This window comes from Dechloromonas denitrificans (assembly GCF_020510665.1).
Taxonomy (GTDB): domain Bacteria; phylum Pseudomonadota; class Gammaproteobacteria; order Burkholderiales; family Rhodocyclaceae; genus Azonexus; species Azonexus denitrificans_B.
This window is the reverse complement of record NZ_CP075187.1, coordinates 1,977,548-1,996,465: the sequence shown is the minus strand read 5'-3', so window position 1 is coordinate 1,996,465 and position 18,918 is coordinate 1,977,548. Positions and strand designations below refer to the sequence as shown.

The window sequence follows — 18,918 nt, the reverse complement described above, 5'->3', positions numbered from 1 at the left end:
ATGCGCAAAACCCCGTCCTACCTCAAAGGCCTAGCCGAAACCCGCGCCCGCGCCGCTCGTGACGTCCAGTGCTACCAGCAACTCGTGGACGAGCTGCAGATACGGCTCGCCAAAGCCCAGGCCGAGCTGGGAGCCTGCGATACGCTTATTCGGAAGTTCGATGACCGCCTAAACCCAGACCTGATTGACCCGGTTAGCCACTGGCAAGGCCGCTATGGGAAACCAGGCGCCCTCAGGGCAGCCATCCTCAAGGTGCTCCAGGACCACGCCCCCGAAGAGGTGACAACAACCCTGATTGGAGCCGCGGTTCAGGCAGAATTCCGGCTGGTGTTCTACCTACCAGTGGAGCGCGAAGCCTGGATAGGTAACTCGATACGCAACTGCTTGAAGAAGCTGGTCAAGGAAGGCTTGGCGGAGGCATGCCATGACCAGAGTAATACGGGGTTCGTGGGGCGCTGGAGGGTTACGCCCTTGCAGTTTCCTGCGTATTTGGAAAACAGAAAATAAAACAGCCCAGTCATGGGCTGTTCCAGCACTCGAGAGTGTTCCCCGCACAGGGGGAACCCGACGAATAGAAGCCTATTGATGCAGGTAAGCACCAATGAGCACTAGGAGAAACCCCGCAACCCCGCCAACCAAAGCCACCTTGATAATGGTGCTGAGAGCGTGGTCTGGCGTATCGAAATGGTCTTTTACCCAGGTTGTCATATTGTGCTCCTCAAGAGAGTACGGCTCCAAAGTGTACTACAGTATAGGCACCTCCAGCAAAGAAAGTCATGGCCACAGATGCGGTCATTGCTTTGTAATGCTTGTACCACCGAGCCCCTGAGGGGACCTCTAGCTTTGTGGGGAATACCGCCCCACCGGCCGCAACAAAGCTAGACATCACAAGTAGCAAGATTAAGCCGGATTGAACATAACCCATCGGTAGGGCGGTCCCACCGCTTACGACTTCCTTTGCTAACGAAAGTTCATAGAGCCCCGATGCACAAAAACCTGCTGCAGCCCAGCAGAGCTGCCCATCTTTGATGGGCGCCGCCCACTTAACCAGCTTTTGTGTCTTGGCCGGCAAGGGCAAAAAGCCAAAAATCATCAATAAAATGTTCGGTGCTATCAATGGCAGAGCGATGCTGACTAAGAACCAACCCATTAGGTCTCCATTCTGGGTGACTGTGGTTTTCCGCGGCGATTCACGCCTTCTGTGCGGCTTGTATTTTACAGGCATATGCCACGCCATAGCCCTTCGTGTGGAAACCCCCTTAATTCAGGCCGTCTGTAACATCAAGACCTCCGCATCAGAACGGTGCTCTTGTAGCCAATCCGGGCAACCGTCCTTTCGCTGGACCACTGGCCTTGGCCAGCCTCGGCCCCGCATGCAACAGCTCGTGCGACCGATGATTCCCGCGCGTGAAGCCGCGCCAGAACCTCGACTCGCCTACATTGGTTGCCACGTTCAAGGCCAGCCGTAGCTGCTGGCCATTTGGCAGCCGCCGGGTGTCCGACCGGAAGGCAACCTCGCAGGCATAGTCCAACATGTACTTGGGCTCGACGTTCAAGTAGATACCTTTCTCCGCCCGGTCGTAGCGCCAGTTGTATTCCTCGGCCTGGTTGTTGTTCTCACCATTCGGTCCAGACAACTCCTTGGCGTGCTCCACCGTTCGGTGCGCCAGGAACGACTTGCCGACCGAGGCATACGCCGGCGAGCTGTCCGTATTCAGATAGCTCTCGGGTATCGCTGCATACGTCGCAAGAATGCCCTCCGCCTCAGTGGCTGTTTCCGCCATGGCAATCGCCACACGGGTGCCATTGGCGCCTTTGCCTTTCTTCCCCGAACGCTGTCGAACGACCATCACGATGCGCCGGTCCTCTGGTAGGCGGCGGCCGTACTCGGGGTCCACTACGCCCTTGGGCGGGCCTTTTCTCTTGGCTTTCTGCTTGCCAGCCTGTGTCAGTATCGATGATAGCTCCTCGAGTGGCGTTTCCGAGGTCACGGGCCGACTACCTTGGGGCTTGCCGCGCTTCTCCGCAGCGCGCCGGCCAGACTGGTGAGCACCATCCATCTCCAGGTCGCCAGCCAACGGCCCTTGGTTGTACCCGCGAACCAAAGCCTCTCGCAGCTTATGCTGCAGCGTGTAAGCAGTGTTGTACGTCACGTTGAGGTGGCGCTTCAATTCGAGCGCCGGCTGCCCGCCAGCAGAGTTCAACCAAAGCAGTGTCCCCGCAATGATGGTCTGCAATGAGAGCTTACGGCTGGCAAAGACAGTCCCAGAGGTAACCGAGAAGGTGCTGCCGCAACCGGCACACTTCCAACGCTTCTGGAGCGGCCGCCAGTAGTGCTTTCCCGTCGTGCCGCAATGAGGGCAGCCCACCGTATTCCAGGAGCCAAAACGCACCTCGACCATGAAGTCCAGACATTCACGGTCGCTCCAGGCGAAGACCTGCGGCACGGATAGGCTGACCGCCTCCCGAGACATGTGCCAGTCGGCTGTACCGGACCGGCGCCGCTTGGGCTTGCTGGGTGGCGCACTCATATCGCCGAACTCAGGAACTTGATGTACAGGGTCTCGGGGGCAATCCCGAGTGGGGCATCGGGGTGCTCCAGAGCTGGCTCGCTGAACCAGTTTAGCCAAGTCCGGAAGCCAGTTCGGGCAGGCTCGACCAGCTGGTGAATCTGAATGTACGGCTTGCCCTCGACAAGCACCGGCGGCGGCGCACATAGCCCAGGCCGTGCTGGCAGCTCGGAGGTGCCAGAGAGCCGCTGGAGGCAGGCGTGCATCAGCAACTCGGCCGGCCGGAAGTAGGCCGGCGCGAATTGGAAGGGCTCTGTCCGATGGGCTTTAAGGGTGTGCTCCTCGAATGTGGCCCGGTAGATGCCACGTTGCCGCCCCGGCTGCTTGATATGAACGCTGCCTAGGGTATTTCGGCTGTCATTGGCGGAATGGTCAAGGATGGCGGACATTTCCCGGATGAAGGCACACCGTTTGCCGCCTGGCTCGACCTCAGGCACTTGCTCAGAGGTCGGCGGCTCATCAGGTAGGCTGATAGCAATGGCCCGGGCAGCTAGGTCCCAAAGGCTGGCCGACCACCGGGGGTATTGCAAGAGAGAGCGAGGCGGACGGGCATCCTGGTTGCGCGCTATGAGCGAAACCTTGTAATCGGCAACGGGGCACAGCCGCTCGTAGACAATATCGAGGCGGGCCAGCCTGCTGAAACGGTTGGCCTGTTCTGGGCTGGACGCATGGATGCTGATGGATAGCATCAGAGGGCCTTGATATCCCAGGTTTGACCGAACGCGGTACCATCTATTACCTCAGTCCCACGTATACGGATAAGTGCTCCGTCGAGCCAGATGACCTCAGCATCAAGAAGCTCAGGCAGGAGTTCGAACTCGGTGTCGCCAGTGGTGCTTAGCACCTGGGCGACGCGGACGGTTCGGCCGAGCGTGTGAATACGGTTTTCGAAGATTTTCAGTTTGCCGCAGGCTGGCGCGAGAGCGTCGCGCTCTGCTTTTTTCATGACTTTGCCACGAAGGTTCATGGGACGGATTTCGACGCGCATGGAAGAGACCTTTGGAAGTTGCCGGTTCACGTCTAGTCACCCAGAGGGGCCGAAACCCCTGGTTTGGTGGGTGCCGAGCGCGTTTTCATCAAAAATGATGAAAGGCAGGTCGAAGGTGTGCGCATGGTAGCTGTGCGTCGAGACTGGAATATCGAGGCCCGACGTCTGCTGAAGCGAGAGATGGCTTCGGCTGGTGTGGGCTACGAGGAGCTATCGGCTGCGCTGTTGCTTCAGGGCCTGAACTTGTCGCCGAAGGTGCTCGCGAACAAGGTCAATCGCGGGACGTTCACGCTGGCGTTCTTCATGCAGTGCATGGCCATCCTGAAAGTTGGTCAGGTGAGACTGGCCTAAGGCGCGGAGGTCGAGTTGGATTGTTGCACTAGGCATGATGACCTCCACGAGATGGCGATGGGACTAATTGTACTGTATGTTTATACAGCCATCAAGGGTGTGTTCGGCTGATAAAAAGATGCCGCTGTGGCTATACATGGTCTCTAATAATTGGATTCCATCATGTCTTCGACCGCACGTATCTTGGCCCCAACTGGCAATTTTGCCTCTTTGGCAGTAGTTGAGCGCGATGACTGGAATGGCGCTCGGTGCGTTTTGTTTAACCGCGAAGCATGGAGTGACGCCCGCCAACGCCCAGAGCTAAGTAATCCAGGCGTTTACGTATTAATCGGGAGTGGAGCCGCCTACGTCGGTGAGGGCGACCCCGTGGCCGACCGCCTTAGTAGCCACAATCTCAACAAGCACTTCTGGTCCCGGGCATTTGCCTTGACCAGCCAAGGCGGGCAACTAAACAAAGCCCACGTTCAGTATTTGGAAGCAAAGCTATGCGCAGTACTGGCCGAAAGCTATGAGCTAGAGAATAAAGTTGTTCCCGCCTTACCTTGCCTATCCGAGTTTGATTACGTTTGGGTAACACAGGCGCTGGCAAACGTACTCGATATGCTCAAGTGCTTTGGGTTCATCCTTAATCTGCGTCCTATCATCGAATTGCCAGCCAATGTGGCAACAGAATCCCCAGTCGTGTCCCCTCAACCCCTAGGGGTTCAGGTACTCCAAAAAATTCTAGGTATGCCTTGTTCAGGAAGTGCCACCGTTCAAGATATTTTGATTTTGTGCGAAGCGGGGCAGCCCGAGTTCGGGAAGCAGCTTGGAATACTCGGGTTGAAATACACCCCTCGAATAGGGCTGCATATCCCATCTGGGATTAATGCCCCTTTGCAGATTGAAAATCTTTTCAAAGGGACACTGCTTAGCGGCGGAGCGTGGCAAAAATTGTTGCTTAAGACGGAGGGCGTCAAGTTTACAAACCCTCGTATTGCAGGGCGACAGGGACGTGCCATCTGTATTCCCTGTTCTCTTTGCAGCCGTGGTCGATAACTGGCCACTCTTGAGCTTAGTCTTCGTAGCCGCTGCATAGGACTAACTTCGGCTATTGCCTAGACAAACCCTACCCCGTACCATGACAGGATAATTATTGAAGATACCCTGACCGTGGCAAAAAAGAAAAATAACAATCCTCTTCTTGTCAGCATTGCGCTGGTCGTTCTCGCTTTTATATTCATCCCGAAAAAGGTGCTTTGGCTTCTCCTTTTGGCGGGAGGGCCAATCCTATTGGCATACATTTTTATCAAGACTCAACGCCCCCGCGAGGTGCCGCCTGAGCAAGCAGATGCCCGAAGTTTTCCCAGCGAAAACGCAGGGGCAACAAACTCCACAAACGGGGCTTCCCCTCTGCAAATACCGACGAACGATGCTTGCTGCTCTGGCGTAGAAACTGACCAACACGGAGGCAACCCAAACGTTATTCCTGCGCCTATGAGCATACCCCCCACCAAACAAGGCTCCCCGCGCGCAGTTGTGCATGCTGACAGCTTGGTATCAATCCGCATCTCCGGTCACCAAGATAGGGTTCACCCAATTCCGGCCGCCCCTGCGGGCCTATCAAAGGGGGTTCAATGGGTGCCGCCAGGTGAATCGGTTACCGTGGGCGGGCTTGAAATACCCGGCGGCATGCTGTTTGTCGGCATCCCGCATAAGAATAGTCCAGAGCCGGACCCATCGCTTATCGACCCTCGGCTCTCCATTGCTTCAGCTCATCCCGACCTTTCGCTGAAACAGATGGGCTACTGGCCCAGCTACTCGACTATTTCGCCGGAGGCAAGGAAGGCATACCTGTCGTGGCTTGCAGGTGGGCGCAAGGACCCGTCGGTGGATATTGGGTACGTGTTTTTGTTCTTCTATGGGCTCGAGCGCCGAGTTCTGGAAGACACGACCAGTGAACCTAAAGGCAGCCCAGAGTTATCCGCGATTGAAGCCGAAACGCAAAGGCTGCTAGCCGCTTACGGCCACAATCGCTCGTTTAAGGGCTACGCCAGCCGCTTCTTGGAATTCGCCTTCGCCCCCTCCGACCCGGAGACCCCAGGTGCTCCGCCCGTTCTCCCAGATGAAAAAGGGTTTGAGCTGCCACTCAGCCTCCGAATCGGATTGGGACTATTTGCGCGCGACCAAAAACCAGTTCCCGCCGAGTGGGCACTGGCCTGGCTAAGGGCCGACCCCAACACCTATCTCCGGACACCTGCCCTGCGATGCTACGAACAATTCGAGGTTCTGTTTAAGCAGCAGTATGTCGATGTGTTCCGGGGCGGCCTGCGCCTGAAGGTTAATCGGACGAAACTCAAAATCACCTACCAGCCTGCATCTTCTGGGCTGCGGTATGCGGAGTATTCCCGCACGCTACCGGGATTGCCCGATGTGGGGGCCGTGACGGCACCTGTCGCCGAGTTGCGAGAGCTCGCAAATAAATGCACCGATGCGCTGGATGCGTACAGTCGCTACCTTGGCCGGAATCCAGACAAGGCACAGGCCCTGGAAGGGCTTCTTTTGCTGCCCATAGCCCTTTGGCCTACCGAGGTTCGGGCAGAGCTCGAAACCCTGAAGAGCCGCGTTGGCGATGGAATGATACTGATAACCTTTGGGGACTTGACCAACCGCCTGAAGAGTTCGGGCCCATTGTCTCGTGACAAGATGCTTGGCCTGGCCCACGCCCTTGAGAGCCTAAGCCTCGGAATAGAACCCGATGTCATTGCGGGCAGCAAGGCACCAAAGGCTGAAGACAAAATCGTGCTGTTTCCGACACTGCCTGAAGAGGGGGCAATGCGGCGCACCCCAACCTATGAAGCGGCAACTGTCACGCTAGACTTGAGTTGCGCTGCCGCCCATGTCGACGGGGAGGCGTCATCCCATGAGCTGCTCCACCTAAGCAGGCAAATCGACTCCTGGGCACACCTCAGTGATGCACACCGGAAACGGCTCAAGGCACGCCTGCGCTTGGGGTTGGAGCAGCCCCCCGCACTTGCCTCGCTTAAGAAGAAATTAGAGCCGCTGGCGGCGGAAGCCAAGCGAGCGGTCGGTCAATTCCTCGCCCACCTCTGCCAAGCAGACGGCCAAGTCTCCCCGGAAGAAGTCAAATTCCTCGAGCGCGTCTACAAGACCCTGAGTTTGGACTCGCAACTCGTATATTCTGACCTTCACGTTGCTCCAGGGGAACCGCGCAAGGTCGCAGCTGCCTCACTCCCCACGTCGAGGTCAGACCCTCAGAAGGCCGGACTTCCCCAAGGCTTTACTCTCGACCATGCTCGCATCGCGCAGCTCCACAAAGAAACAGAAGCAGTATCCGCCTTGCTTGCACGCGTCTTCACCGATGGCACGCCTGACGAGGCGGAGGTCGCCCAGGCCGACGTGCCTGCAGAAGAGCCGGCCAATGTTGAAAGCCGCATACTCGGCCTGAGCGACGACTATTCGTCGTTTATTCGCCACCTGGTGTCCCGCCCGCACTGGAGCCGGGAGGACCTGGGTGATGTTGCCGCCGATATGGAGTTGATGCTGGACGGAGCGCTCGAGCATATTAACGAGGCGATGCTAGACATGTTTGAAGCGCCCCTCACCGAAGGGGACGACCCCATCGAAATTAACCAAGAACTTCTGGAGCAGATACCCCTATGAGCACCATCCGACCTAAGGACCGCGACGCCCTGGTCCAATCTCTCCGCGCCGGCGTGGTGCCTCGTACCGGCCAGCACTTGGTTCAGGTTGGCCGCGTCAAAGAGCTAGAGGCGCTCATGCGCGATGTGGAACGCATTGCCGACAGCGGGTCAGGCTTCCGTGTCGTTATCGGGGAGTACGGCTCGGGTAAAACGTTCTTCCTGAACCTGGTTCGCGCGATTGCGCTTGAGAAGAAATTGGTCACGATGCATGCGGACCTGAATCCCGATAGGCGGTTGCATGCAAGCGGCGGTCAGGCACGCTCTCTCTATGCCGAGCTGACGAAGAACATGGCAACCCGGACCAAACCCGAGGGCGGTGCTCTGGCTGGCGTTGTCGAAAAGTTCGTAGCGCAAGCAAAGGCCGATGCAAAAACGGGAGGAATGACAACGGAGGACGTCATCCGCCAGCGCCTGGGGCAACTCGCCGAGATGGTCAATGGCTACGATTTTGCGGAAGTCATCGCTGCGTATTGTCGTGGGTTCGAGGATGGCAATGAGCAGCTCAAGGCCGACGCCATCCGTTGGCTTCGGGGCGAGTTCTCGACCAAAACTGATGCTCGGGCGGCGCTTGGGGTCCGCACCATCGTTGATGACGCCTCGGTCTATGACCAGTTGAAGCTGTTGGCCCGGTTCGTCCGCTTGGCCGGCTACAGCGGCCTCATGGTATGCCTGGATGAACTCGTCAATCTGTACAAGCTGGCGAACACGCAGGCCAGAAACTCGAACTACGAGCAGATTCTTCGCATTTTGAACGATTCGCTGCAGGGTTCAGCCGAAGGGCTGGGCTTTGTCCTCGGGGGAACGCCGGAATTCCTGCTGGATACTCGGCGAGGCCTGTACAGCTACGCGGCGCTCCAGTCGCGGCTCGCCGAGAACACCTTTGCCCGGGCGGGAATGGTTGATTACTCGGGCCCGGTGATGCGTCTTGCCAGCCTGACCCCAGAAGACTTCTATGTGCTGCTTCATAAGCTGAGGCATGTCTACGCCTCAGGGGATGTTGCACGCTACCTATTGCCCGATGAGGCTATCCCTGCATTCATGGAGCACTGCGCCTCCCGACTCGGAGAAGCGTATTTCAGGACCCCGCGCACGACGATTACGGCATTCGTCAACCTCCTGGCTGTCCTTGAGCAGAACCCTGACGTCGAATGGCGAGAATTCATCGGTTCAACAGAAATTGCCAGTGACAACGGCGGTGCGGCCGACCATTCGGTTGAGGATGATGACGAGCTTGCAAGCTTCCAACTCTGAGTCGTCATCCGGGTTTGCTCGGCTAGATGAGCGAATTCAGCGATGGATATGGACTGAAGGCTGGACCGAGCTAAGAGACGCTCAAGAAAGGGCCATCCCGGCCCTTATCGATGCTGACCGTGATGTCATTGTGGCTGCGGCCACGGCGGCCGGGAAGACTGAAGCCGCCTTCTTCCCCATTCTGACCCATCTGCTTCAGCAGCCGTCCACCTCAGGCCTCGTCGTTTATGTCAGCCCGCTCAAGGCGTTGATTAACGACCAGTGGGGTCGGCTGACTGGGTTGTGCGAGTCGCTGGACATCCCCGTTGTCGGTTGGCATGGAGACATCGCCGCCAGTAAAAAGCATCGATTTCTGAAGTCGCCTCAAGGAGTCTTGTTGATTACCCCGGAGTCGCTGGAAGCCTTATTCGTTACGCGCGGCACCTCGATGTCCGGCCTCATGGCGAACCTTCGCTATGTGGTCATTGATGAACTCCATGCCTTCATCGGCTCGGAGCGAGGCAAGCAACTCCAGTCCTTGCTTCATCGACTGGAGCGGGTAGCTGGGCACCATGTGCCGCGTGTCGGCTTGTCCGCCACGCTGGGGGACATGCGATTGGCTGCCCATTTTCTCCGGAGCACCGACCCCGAAAAAGTCGAACTCATCGAATCGAAAGGTGGCGGCCAGGAGCTTAAGGTCCTGGTGAAGGGCTATGGGCTCAAGCCACCGCGGATTGAACTTGAGCCGGACATTGCCCATCCGGAGACGGAAGACCTTGTCAGCGGGAGTTTTCTTGATGTTGCGGCCCATCTCTACAAAGTCTTGCGGGGCACCAACAATCTGGTGTTCCCGAATAGCCGGCAAAAGGTTGAGACCTTCACGGACCTGCTTCGAAGGAAGTGCGAGCGCGACTGTGTTCCAAACGAGTTCTGGGCCCACCATGGTAGCCTTTCGAAGGAATATCGAGAGGAAGCCGAGCAAGCGCTAAAGGACGGAAGCCGACCCGCAACGGCGATTTGCACGACCACCCTAGAGCTGGGCATCGATATTGGCTCGGTCAAGAGCATCTGCCAGGTTGGTGAGCCGCCCTCGGTTGCAAGTCTTCGTCAGCGTCTGGGTCGTTCAGGACGTCGCAAAGGCGAGTCTGCAATCCTCCGGGCCTACTGCATTGAGCCCCAACTGGAACAAAGCTCGTCCACATCGGATTGCCTGCGCGAAGGCCTTGTCCAGTCAATCGCAATGATTCGCCTGCTGATAGCTGGATGGTTCGAACCGCCGCGGGTAAGCGGGCTGCACGGCTCGACGCTGATTCAACAAATCTTGTCGATTATTGCCGAGCGAGGCGGGGCTACGGCAGCACAGCTGTGGTCGGCCTTGGTCGCGACCGATGGCCCCTTCGCGGGAGTATCAAAAGACGACTTCGTCGCCTTGCTACGGCACTTGGGAACGTTACGCGTTCTCACCCAGGAAAGCTCGGGCTTGCTTCTCCACGGCGAGGTCGGGGAGCAACTGGTTAACCATTACACCTTCTACGCAGCCTTCGCCACGGAAGAGGAATTCCGCTTGGTTTGTGACGGGAAAACGCTAGGCACGCTCCCGCTCAGTCGTCCGCTATTGCCACAGCAAGGTGTGATTTTTGCCGGAAGACGTTGGCGAGTGCTTGATGTCGATACCGAGAAGAAGCTGATTGTTGTTTCGCCCGACAAAGGAGGGGCTCCTCCTATGTTTGAGAGTGGCCACTCCATGGTTCACGACAAAATTCGGCAGGAGATGCGAAAGGTGCTTGCGGAGACTCACGCTATTGCGTTTCTCGACCATGAAGCCCAGCAACTCCTTCAAGAAGGGCGTGAGCACTACAGACGTGCAGGCCTCGAAAGGACGCAGGTTACTCATCGAGGTGCTGAGGTTGAACTACTGACTTGGCGCGGAGACTGGTGCAACGATGCTCTGGCGCTTCTTCTGACCCAACGAGGATTGGTGTCTAACAATGACGGCCTGGTAATCAGCGTTTCCGGGGGCTCAATGGACAAGGTCATTGAAGTGCTTCGGGACATCTCGCAACTTGACGACCTCGACCCCGTTGTCCTACTGGCGCAGGCAAAAAATACGCTTCGAGAGAAGTGGGATTGGGCCATGCCGGATGAAATGGCAAGGCGTTCATTTGTGTCGCTATGCCTCGACCTCGAAGGGGCGATGGAGACGGCTCGAGTCTTGTGCGGGAGCATTGAGTAGTTCTGGTGGCCGCGGGACGGCCATCCCGCGGCTATTTATTTTTTTTTTTGCTAAAAAGATTAGCTAACCCATTGAGACTAAAGGGAATGGGTCAGCTGCGTAGTAACACCCAGTCAAAATGAGAAAGGCCGGGAGCGATCCCGGCCTTTTTGTTATTTTTACATATCTGCTTGGTCAGAATCGACCCGCATCGATTTCAACAAGGATTTCGGTAACAACCATATCAAAGACAAGCGTTTTCCTGCCTTTGTGGTCTTTCAGGAAATCTGCTGCGTCAACCTTGTTTGCCAACGGCACCAATTCGTGTCCCATTGGGCCGAGAACATCGGAACCGATGACGAATACGGCCTTACGTGCATCAATCTGTTCAAGATTGTAAAAGTCGGTGACGTAAACTCCGGTGATATCTTCCTTGCGGTGCCCCGGTGCATACTTGGGCAGGTCGTGAAGAAACTTGAACATATCCTTTGCACCATCAAAAAAATGAGCATGCCCATTTTTCCAGGTTACGACGGCTGTCCAGTTTGGATATTTTGATACCAGCATGCCACAGACCGGGCAAAGGTCCTTGGATCCAGGTTTGGGCTGGCTCTGGGCAATCGCAAAGGGTGCCCAGAGTAGAATCAGAATGACAGGAAGCAAGCGACGGAACATTAGCTCTTCTTCATCTCCGCCGCACGCTTGCGACGTTCTTCACGGTTTTTTCGGATCATGCCGACGTCGGAGGCCATATCGAGATAGGACTCGCGCAGTGCATCGTTGAAATTGCCCAGTGAGCCACCATGCTTAGCCTGGAACTCCTTGGCTGTGCTCAGTGAGGCGAAGGAATGTTTCGAGCGTTTTGTCATTGCGTGCTTGAGATCGGCTCCAATCAGATAAACCATGCCATCGACCGATACCAATGGGCGCGGTTCGATAGTGGCGCCGTAGTCCGGGCCCCAGATATTCTTCGGTTCGCGGTCGATATTGACGCCCAGGCTGAGCGACAGGCAGTGGATTGAGCAGACGCCATCGCTCAGGTCATCGGCGTACTGGACCAACATGCGGGCACGATGATGCTCCTTGCGGTCCATGCCGCAATATGGGCACTTCGGATATTTTTCGAACTCATTCTCCAGTGGCTTGGCATCGGCTGGTTTCTTGGGAATGAATTGGTTCGGCGTACCGTCGGTGGTGCATGCCGTGTTGGCGGTTGCTTGCATCGAAGTGGCGGCCAAGCCTGAAAGGACTGATATCTTGAGAAGGTCACGGCGTTTCATTCTGCTCTCCCTGTAGCTGTTTATTGGCCGTGAAATATTAGCCCTCGATGATGCTTTTGAAGTGCGACATAGTGTCACACCTAACCTAGAAGATTGCGCATCACGGCATAGTAGCGAATGCCTTGCCAGAACGTTGTTGCGCCCAGTGCAATCACGAATAATGCAGCCCCCTTGAGCAGCCACCCACGCAATTTAGGACCAAGCTTGCCAAACAGGAATGAGGCTGACAGCATCGAGGGCAGGGTGCCGATACCAAAGGCCAGCATCAGCAGGCCACCTTCCAGTATCGAAGGGGCTGTCGTTGCCTTGACGGCCATAGCCATGGTCATCGAGCAGGGCATCAGGCCATTGATCGCGCCACCGATTAGCGCACCGACCACTGGGCCTTTCTGTACTGCCTGCGTGAACTGCTTGCGTAGCCAGGCGATGGGCGCAAAACCGAGACGGTTGCGGAATGGTGATACGCCAAGCAGATCGAAGCCGAGCAGCATGACGACGATCCCGGCAATGATCTGCAACATACCTTGCAATTTGCCGAATTGGCCCGTTGAAATGAGTACGGCACCAATTGCGGCGGCAATCAGGCCAACAACCGAGTAGATGCCGACTCGAGCACTGTGATAAGCCAAATATGGCCAAATACCTTTGGCGCCGAGTTTCATGAAAAAACCGGAAACCAGCCCGCCACACATCCCCAGGCAATGGCCGCTACCAAGCAGCCCGGTCATGAAGGCCAACCAGTAGGAAAATTCGGTGATGGCGTGGTGGTGGCTATGGTCCATGGCAATTCACAAAAAGTAAGCGAGCAGAGTCTAACAAATGCCGTGAGTATGAATAGGCGCTGTGGAAACTGCAGCCTCCTGAACCGTGTGTGCTGGATTGATTGCCCAAGGTCTTCACGTTGCCGCGGTCAACGGTCGAAACAGTCAGTAATTCAGTAGGTCTTTCTCGTCTGCCTTGCCCGGTTCGCATCCTGGGAGACCAGCGTCAAGGCCGGGATATCAACCCGATAGTTTCGGCCGTTCGGGCCTCGGCCAGCCTTCATCAGTATTTCGCTATCCATCAGTTCATTCAGCAAACGGCTGACCGTTTCAGGGGCAATGCCAAGGATGGCCCCGAAATCAACAATGCTCAAGCGATGCGCCCGGTCGCTTTCTCCAATACGCAATCGCAACAGCAGCCTGGCCAGACGAACTTTGGCCGGTACGGTGTTGCTGACCAGTTCAGACAGCCAGTTATCCGCATCCCGCAACGCTTCCTGGGATTTCTCGAAAAGACGCAGTTGCAACGCCGGATGTTCGGCAATGAATTGGCGAAAATGCACTATGGGAATTCGACATAAGTGTGCTTCGGTCAGTGCAATTGCCGTGTGGTGTTGCTCTTCCGAAAAGACCGAGTCGAGCCCAAGCACGTCATTTTTCTTGAGAAATCGAACGATGCGCTGGTTGCCACTGACATCGTAACGAACCAGCTTGACTACTCCGTGACGAATGCAATAGACGGCCGAAGCACGGTCGGTCATGTTGTAGATGGTCGCATCCTTTTCAAAAACCAGATCATCAATCGGTGTATGAAAAGCGAGGAGATCCTCCAGGCTGACATCTGCGCAAACCATTGTGCTGCGCAGGGAGCAGGTAAAGCAATTGCTGCGTCCGTTGCACTTGTGGGTTCTGTTGAGGGTGGTCATTATTTATTTGGTTGTGCTGTCAAAAGCGGAGAACGCAATTTTCAGAATAGCGGAACGTGAATCTTTGATCGAGATTAAGTTCTCCGGTGGCCATCTCTGCAAAGGCAGTAAAAGGCCAAGAAATATCGAATACATCACTCCGAATTGCCGAATGTGCGGCAATTAGTCGCATGCTCACGAAAGCCAGAGCTTCTAAAATCGCGGCCATCAAATCTGCAAGATTCAATATTGCCCCACGCGTCCTATGGCCAGCGCGATTACCTGCCTTTATATCGAACACATCGGTGAGATCCGTCGTTTCCTGAAGAGACGGCTTTCCTGCGTCGAAGTGGCTGCAGAATTGGCCCATGAGGTTTTTATCCGGTACATGGCTGCAGCACCTGAGTTGCCGATTCAGAATCCTCGGGCATTTTTATTCCGAATTGCCGGCAACATGGCGATCGACCATGCTCGGGCCAACCCGCTTAAAGCCGGGCAATGGCTCGATATTGAAGCGTGCGACGAGTTGGCTTCGGACTACCCGTCACCGGAACGGTTTGCCATTGCCCGCCAGGAGCTTGACCGTTTACGTCAAGCGATCGAGGAACTTCCCCCAAAATGCCGCGAGGTGTTTGTCCTGCATAAATTTGATGGCATTCCACAGGCAAGTCTGGCCCAAAAATATCAGGTGACCTTGAATGCGATCGAGAAACACCTTGTTCGTGCCTTGATCCATTTGCGCCTTCGGGTGATGCAGGCATGACCCGGGAGGCGAGTCATTCTTGTGACAATCTTCGTCATCCTGAGCCTGAATTGCTGGCGGAGGAGGCTGCTACCTGGTTTCTCAGGATGCGCGAACCGCAGGTTGCCGATCAAGAGCGACAGCGGTTTCAGCACTGGTTATCCGCCTCTGAGCGACACCGGAGGGAGTACGCCAGTTTTGAAAAACTATGGGGAGTTCTTGATGGCATGTCACGACCTTGCCCACGGAAGAAACGCATCACCAGAAGTGTTGTCGGGATTGTTGCCGCTATTGCCCTGGCTTTCATTTGCTCGATTACCACGGTCGACCAGCTCCAAATAACAAAAATTGGCGAGACTCGCCAGCTTGTCTTGTCCGATGGATCTGTGATCGAACTGGATGCAGTAACGGCGTTGCGCATTGAGTACACGCTGTGGCAACGTCGGATTACGCTCGAGCGTGGCCAGGCACTGTTCAAGGTTGCCCCGGGGCTGCGGCCATTTGAAGTCAAGGCCGGTACAGGCACTTTGCGAGATATCGGTACAACCTTCAATGTGCTCGAAGATCAGGGCCTGGTCACTGTATCCGTCAAAGAAGGTGCAGTCGAGATCAGCCTTGATTCCTTGTCGAAGAAAAGCCTGCTGACTGGTGGCCAGCAAGCGGGTTACCGTGCTGGTGAAATTTATGCAGCCAAGGCCATCAATCCGGAGGCAGTCGAGGCATGGCTAGGCAACCGCTGGATTTTTGAAAATGTATCGCTCGGTGAGGTCGTGCGTCAGATTAATCGACAGCATGAACGTCAGATCAGCCTTGCTGATACATCGCTTGGCAATTATCGGGTTACTGGTGTTTTTGACCGGACGGATCGGGTCGGACTACTCAAGGCTCTTGGCGTCATCCTGCCGATCCGGGCGGAAGAAACACCGGATGGCACCCGGTTGCGTCAACGTTGAGCACACTGAAAATTAATTTCGCGACCAATGTCAGGGTGAAGCTTCCCTTTACGTCTTAAGCAGTGTCGGACCGATGCGTCCGCTCAAAACAACGTAACAGGGGAAGCCTCATGCACCAACCACTACGCCTCGCGCTGCTTGTCGCCGCTATTTATTCCGGTAGCGCTTTCGCTCAAACCAAACCAATCGATATCTCAGCCCAAAGCCTGGGAGGCGCCTTGACTTCCCTGGCGACTCAAAGCGGGATCCAGATATTGTTCAATGCGGATGAAGTTAAGGGTACCAAGTCTGTCGCGCTACATGGCCAGATCGCTCCGGAAGAAGCATTGCGCAAGCTGCTCGAAGGCAGCGGGTTTGTGTTTGGCAATACGGGTAAGGGAACTTATGTCATCAAGCGGTCAGCGACAGGATTGACGGTCTTGCCTGAAGTCTTGGTGACAGCGGACGCAGAGCGTGGTTACAAGGCAAATAAAACTACTATTGCAGGCAAAACCCCCCAAACGCTTCGCGAAATTCCTAATTCGGTTTCTGTACTGACTCGCGATCAGATGAATGACCAGAATATGGTGACAACGTGGGATGCTTTGTCACAAATAGCTGGTGTTCAGGCCATTTCAAATGACATTACCCAAGGCCAGTACCATTCACGTGGGGGGGCTTTGGAATTGCAAAACGATGGATCGCCCTCCTCAATGCCGCTTTCAGGCTATCAACAGTTCGATTTGGCAATGTACGAGCGCGTTGAGGTGTTGCGTGGTCCTTCCGGTGTGTTGCAAGGCTCAGGTTCCTTCTCCGGGACTGTGAATTTTGTCAGAAAGCGCCCAACGGATGTCTTTACTGCCAACTGGCTGGTCTCTGGTGGCACTTGGGATAACTATCGTCTTGAAGGTGACGTAAGCGGCCCGCTTAATGACAACAAGAGCCTGCGTGGTAGAGCGGTCATTTCCTATGTCGACCGTGGCTATGTCTACAACAGGGCCCATGACCAAAAAATGTTGGCCTACGGGACGCTGGATCTCGATATTACCCCGGTAACTACGGCCAATGTTTTCGTGGCCTATCAGAATAACGACTCTACGGGGTTTTCTGGCTTACCTGCTTATACCAACGGGACTTTCCTGTCCGTTCCACGGTCATTCAATCCCTACCCGGACTGGAACAAGCTTGAATGGGAAACGACAGACATTGGTGGTGAGTTAACGCACAAATTTGACAGTGAATGGGTTACCACTCTGAAGCTAAACCGCCGAGATCAACGTTTCTTTTTCAAAGATAGTTATCCAACAACCGGTGTAACTCCGGGCACGATGATGATTGGTAACTACGCACGCCGTGAATTCGAGTACGAATATGTGCATGAGAGTGCAGATTTGTTTACCAGCGGCCCATTCAATTTACTGGGAAGAAAGCATAACTTACTGATTGGTGCTAACTACAGCAATTACGAAAGTACTGGCCGTGGGGCGAATCCGAACTCTTCCGGTAGTTCTTACTTGAATGTTCCCAATGTTTCGCTGGCCGATCCACCCGCTGTGCCTGAGCCAAACGTGATCTACAGGGCCGGAAGCCAGAGTGTGACGACACAATCAGGGCTGTACGGAAAGTTGACGCTGAATCTTGCTGATCCGCTCAAGGCAATTCTTGGTGGCCGTTTCTCTAACTACGACTACAAATCACGCAATATTGCTCCAAACCCGACACCGACTGACTGGAGCCAGGGGGGTAAAGCCAACGGTGAATTCACCCCCTACGCTGGTTTGATTTATGACGTCACTCGCGATATTTCGCTCTATGGCAGCTACGCTGATATTTTTGTCCCACAAACCCAGAAGCGAGTGGACAACACCGTGCTTGATCCGCGTGTAGGCAAACAGTATGAGCTTGGCAGCAAAGTTGATCTTTTCGGTGGAAAACTGGCTGTTACAGGTGCTTTTTTCGATATACGCGATACCAACCGGGCATTGTCTGATGCCAACAATCCCGGTTATTACATCTCGGCAGGTGAATTGGAAAGCAAGGGCTGGGAACTGGAAGTGGTCGGCAGTCCGTTGGCACGATTGGATATTTCAGCCAGTTATACCAATTTGACCACCAAGTGGCTGAATAATGGAACGAGCACTGGCCAACCTGTCAGTTTCTGGTACCCCAAGGAAATGTACAAACTGTGGAGTAAATATCGGTTTGGGGAAGGTACGCTCAGTGGCTTTAGCATTGGCCTTGGCATCAACGGTGCCACTCAGTCAGCTAGCGGCACGCCAACTCCGACTGTTGCTGCACGTGAGCAAAATGGTTATACGGTCGTCAAAGCACAGATTGGCTACAAAATCGACAAAAATTATGCTGTGACGCTGGATATCAATAATCTCTTCGACGAAAAGTATTACACCCGTCTTGGTGGGACAAATACCTACAACACCTATGGTGATCCGCGTAATGTGGTACTGACTCTGCGGGGCAGTTACTGATGGTCTGAGGTTTACCCAGGGAGAGCTTTCCCCGGGTGCTCACAGGAGATTTTATGAAAAGAAGAACATTGCTTGGCAGTGCAATCCTGCTGGCCATGTCGGGCAGGGCCTCCGCACAGGAAAAAAATGACGTCCGTCCAGAGGATATCGACCCCGTTCCGCTCGACAACGAACTGGAAAAATACCCGCGTTGCGTCATCTGCAACATGGACCGCCGCAAGTTCCACTACGCCCGGCACTTGCTGCATTACGCCGATGGCCATGTGCAGGGCACCTGCTCGGTACATTGTGTTGGCGAGTGCATGCTGCGTGAGCGGCGGCGTGGTTTTCTGGCCATCTACGCGCCGGACTTTGCCGCAACGGTGGAACCGAAACCGATGATTGAGGTTTCGTCTGTAACTTATCTGATCGGTAGTGACCTGCGCGGCGTGATGACGCCGGTCAGCAAGGTTTCATTCGCCAGCCGGGAGGCTGCGGTGCGGGCCAGATTGACCTACGGCGGTGAAATCGGCAGCTTTGCAACGGCAATCAGTGCCTCAATGGAAGAAGTTGCGACGGGGTTGATCCGGCGCTATGGAAATGATCGTGAGCGCTTGCGACGCAAGCAGGCCAATCCATCTGCTACTTGATCGGTATTGCTGCCACCGCTTGTAACAGGGGGCAGCAATACCGCGGTCAACTGTAGAAATTAGCTAAATTGAGAAATTAAACGTTGCCGATGCAGCGTGTTGGCGACGTCAGAGCTTGAACTCTTTGC

The 18,918-nt window shown here is 55.3% G+C and carries 18 protein-coding genes; 10 read left to right on the top strand and 8 right to left on the bottom strand.

Annotated elements, in window-relative coordinates; all coding sequences use genetic code 11:
* Positions 1 to 507, top strand: a complete 507-nt coding sequence (locus KI614_RS09415; RefSeq protein WP_226405014.1) for a hypothetical protein — start codon at positions 1 to 3, stop codon at positions 505 to 507.
* A 211-nt stretch (positions 508 to 718) separates the two neighbouring features.
* Here KI614_RS09415 and KI614_RS09410 read toward each other — a convergent pair whose 3' ends face one another.
* From KI614_RS09410 to KI614_RS09395, 4 genes are all read right to left on the bottom strand, one after another.
* Positions 719 to 1,150 carry a hypothetical protein gene (locus KI614_RS09410; protein WP_226405012.1) on the bottom strand — a complete coding sequence of 144 codons (432 nt, stop codon included), beginning with the start codon at positions 1,148 to 1,150 and terminating at the stop codon, positions 719 to 721.
* Positions 1,151 to 1,295: 145 nt separating this feature from the next.
* Positions 1,296 to 2,447, bottom strand: coding sequence for a transposase (locus KI614_RS09405; RefSeq protein ID WP_226405010.1), 1,152 nt, complete (start codon positions 2,445 to 2,447; stop codon positions 1,296 to 1,298).
* An 80-nt stretch (positions 2,448 to 2,527) separates the two neighbouring features.
* A complete protein-coding gene (locus tag KI614_RS09400) occupies positions 2,528 to 3,259 on the bottom strand; it encodes a hypothetical protein (RefSeq protein ID WP_226405008.1) in 732 nt (243 codons plus the stop codon).
* Positions 3,259 to 3,558: a hypothetical protein gene (locus KI614_RS09395; protein ID WP_226405006.1), complete on the bottom strand. Its 300-nt coding sequence runs from the start codon at positions 3,556 to 3,558 to the stop codon at positions 3,259 to 3,261. The genes KI614_RS09400 and KI614_RS09395 overlap by 1 nt, the downstream gene beginning before the upstream one ends.
* 123 nt (positions 3,559 to 3,681) lie before the next feature.
* Here KI614_RS09395 and KI614_RS09390 point away from each other — a divergent pair, with 123 nt between their 5' ends.
* From KI614_RS09390 to KI614_RS09370, 5 genes are all read left to right on the top strand, one after another.
* On the top strand, positions 3,682 to 3,909 hold the full coding sequence (locus tag KI614_RS09390; protein WP_226405004.1) for a DUF6471 domain-containing protein: 228 nt from the start codon (positions 3,682 to 3,684) through the stop codon (positions 3,907 to 3,909).
* A 162-nt stretch (positions 3,910 to 4,071) separates the two neighbouring features.
* Positions 4,072 to 4,947 (top strand): GIY-YIG nuclease family protein, encoded by an 876-nt coding sequence (locus KI614_RS09385; RefSeq protein WP_226405002.1) that lies wholly within the window; start codon positions 4,072 to 4,074, stop codon positions 4,945 to 4,947.
* A 114-nt stretch (positions 4,948 to 5,061) separates the two neighbouring features.
* The gene (locus KI614_RS09380) at positions 5,062 to 7,572 is read left to right on the top strand and encodes a TerB N-terminal domain-containing protein (RefSeq protein WP_226405000.1); all 2,511 of its coding nucleotides are present in this window, start codon (positions 5,062 to 5,064) and stop codon (positions 7,570 to 7,572) included.
* Positions 7,569 to 8,864 (top strand): ATP-binding protein, encoded by a 1,296-nt coding sequence (locus KI614_RS09375; RefSeq protein ID WP_226404998.1) that lies wholly within the window; start codon positions 7,569 to 7,571, stop codon positions 8,862 to 8,864. Before KI614_RS09380 ends, KI614_RS09375 begins: the two co-directional genes overlap by 4 nt.
* Entirely contained in the window at positions 8,836 to 11,076 is a 2,241-nt protein-coding gene (locus KI614_RS09370; protein WP_226409291.1) for a DEAD/DEAH box helicase, read from the top strand. The genes KI614_RS09375 and KI614_RS09370 overlap by 29 nt, the downstream gene beginning before the upstream one ends.
* 174 nt (positions 11,077 to 11,250) lie before the next feature.
* Here the strand turns inward: KI614_RS09370 and KI614_RS09365 are convergent, their stop codons facing one another.
* The 4 genes from KI614_RS09365 to KI614_RS09350 all read right to left on the bottom strand — a co-directional run bounded on the left by KI614_RS09365 (position 11,251) and on the right by KI614_RS09350 (position 14,022).
* Positions 11,251 to 11,730, bottom strand: a complete 480-nt coding sequence (locus KI614_RS09365; protein ID WP_226404996.1) for a nitrous oxide reductase accessory protein NosL — start codon at positions 11,728 to 11,730, stop codon at positions 11,251 to 11,253.
* The gene (locus KI614_RS09360) at positions 11,730 to 12,335 is read right to left on the bottom strand and encodes a nitrous oxide reductase accessory protein NosL (RefSeq protein ID WP_226404994.1); all 606 of its coding nucleotides are present in this window, start codon (positions 12,333 to 12,335) and stop codon (positions 11,730 to 11,732) included. Before KI614_RS09360 ends, KI614_RS09365 begins: the two co-directional genes overlap by 1 nt.
* Before the next feature lie 80 nt (positions 12,336 to 12,415).
* Positions 12,416 to 13,117: a sulfite exporter TauE/SafE family protein gene (locus KI614_RS09355; protein WP_226404991.1), complete on the bottom strand. Its 702-nt coding sequence runs from the start codon at positions 13,115 to 13,117 to the stop codon at positions 12,416 to 12,418.
* A gap of 152 nt (positions 13,118 to 13,269) precedes the next feature.
* A complete protein-coding gene (locus tag KI614_RS09350) occupies positions 13,270 to 14,022 on the bottom strand; it encodes a Crp/Fnr family transcriptional regulator (protein ID WP_226404989.1) in 753 nt (250 codons plus the stop codon).
* Positions 14,023 to 14,266: 244 nt separating this feature from the next.
* Here KI614_RS09350 and KI614_RS09345 point away from each other — a divergent pair, with 244 nt between their 5' ends.
* The 4 genes from KI614_RS09345 to KI614_RS09330 all read left to right on the top strand — a co-directional run bounded on the left by KI614_RS09345 (position 14,267) and on the right by KI614_RS09330 (position 18,790).
* Complete coding sequence (locus KI614_RS09345; RefSeq protein ID WP_226404987.1) at positions 14,267 to 14,764, top strand: RNA polymerase sigma factor; 498 nt, start codon at positions 14,267 to 14,269, stop codon at positions 14,762 to 14,764.
* On the top strand, positions 14,761 to 15,696 hold the full coding sequence (locus tag KI614_RS09340; RefSeq protein ID WP_226404985.1) for a FecR family protein: 936 nt from the start codon (positions 14,761 to 14,763) through the stop codon (positions 15,694 to 15,696). Before KI614_RS09345 ends, KI614_RS09340 begins: the two co-directional genes overlap by 4 nt.
* Positions 15,697 to 15,806: 110 nt before the next feature.
* Positions 15,807 to 18,161, top strand: coding sequence for a TonB-dependent siderophore receptor (locus tag KI614_RS09335; protein ID WP_226404982.1), 2,355 nt, complete (start codon positions 15,807 to 15,809; stop codon positions 18,159 to 18,161).
* A 53-nt stretch (positions 18,162 to 18,214) separates the two neighbouring features.
* Positions 18,215 to 18,790 carry a nitrous oxide reductase accessory protein NosL gene (locus KI614_RS09330; RefSeq protein WP_226404980.1) on the top strand — a complete coding sequence of 192 codons (576 nt, stop codon included), beginning with the start codon at positions 18,215 to 18,217 and terminating at the stop codon, positions 18,788 to 18,790.
* Positions 18,791 to 18,918: the final 128 nt, after the last annotated feature.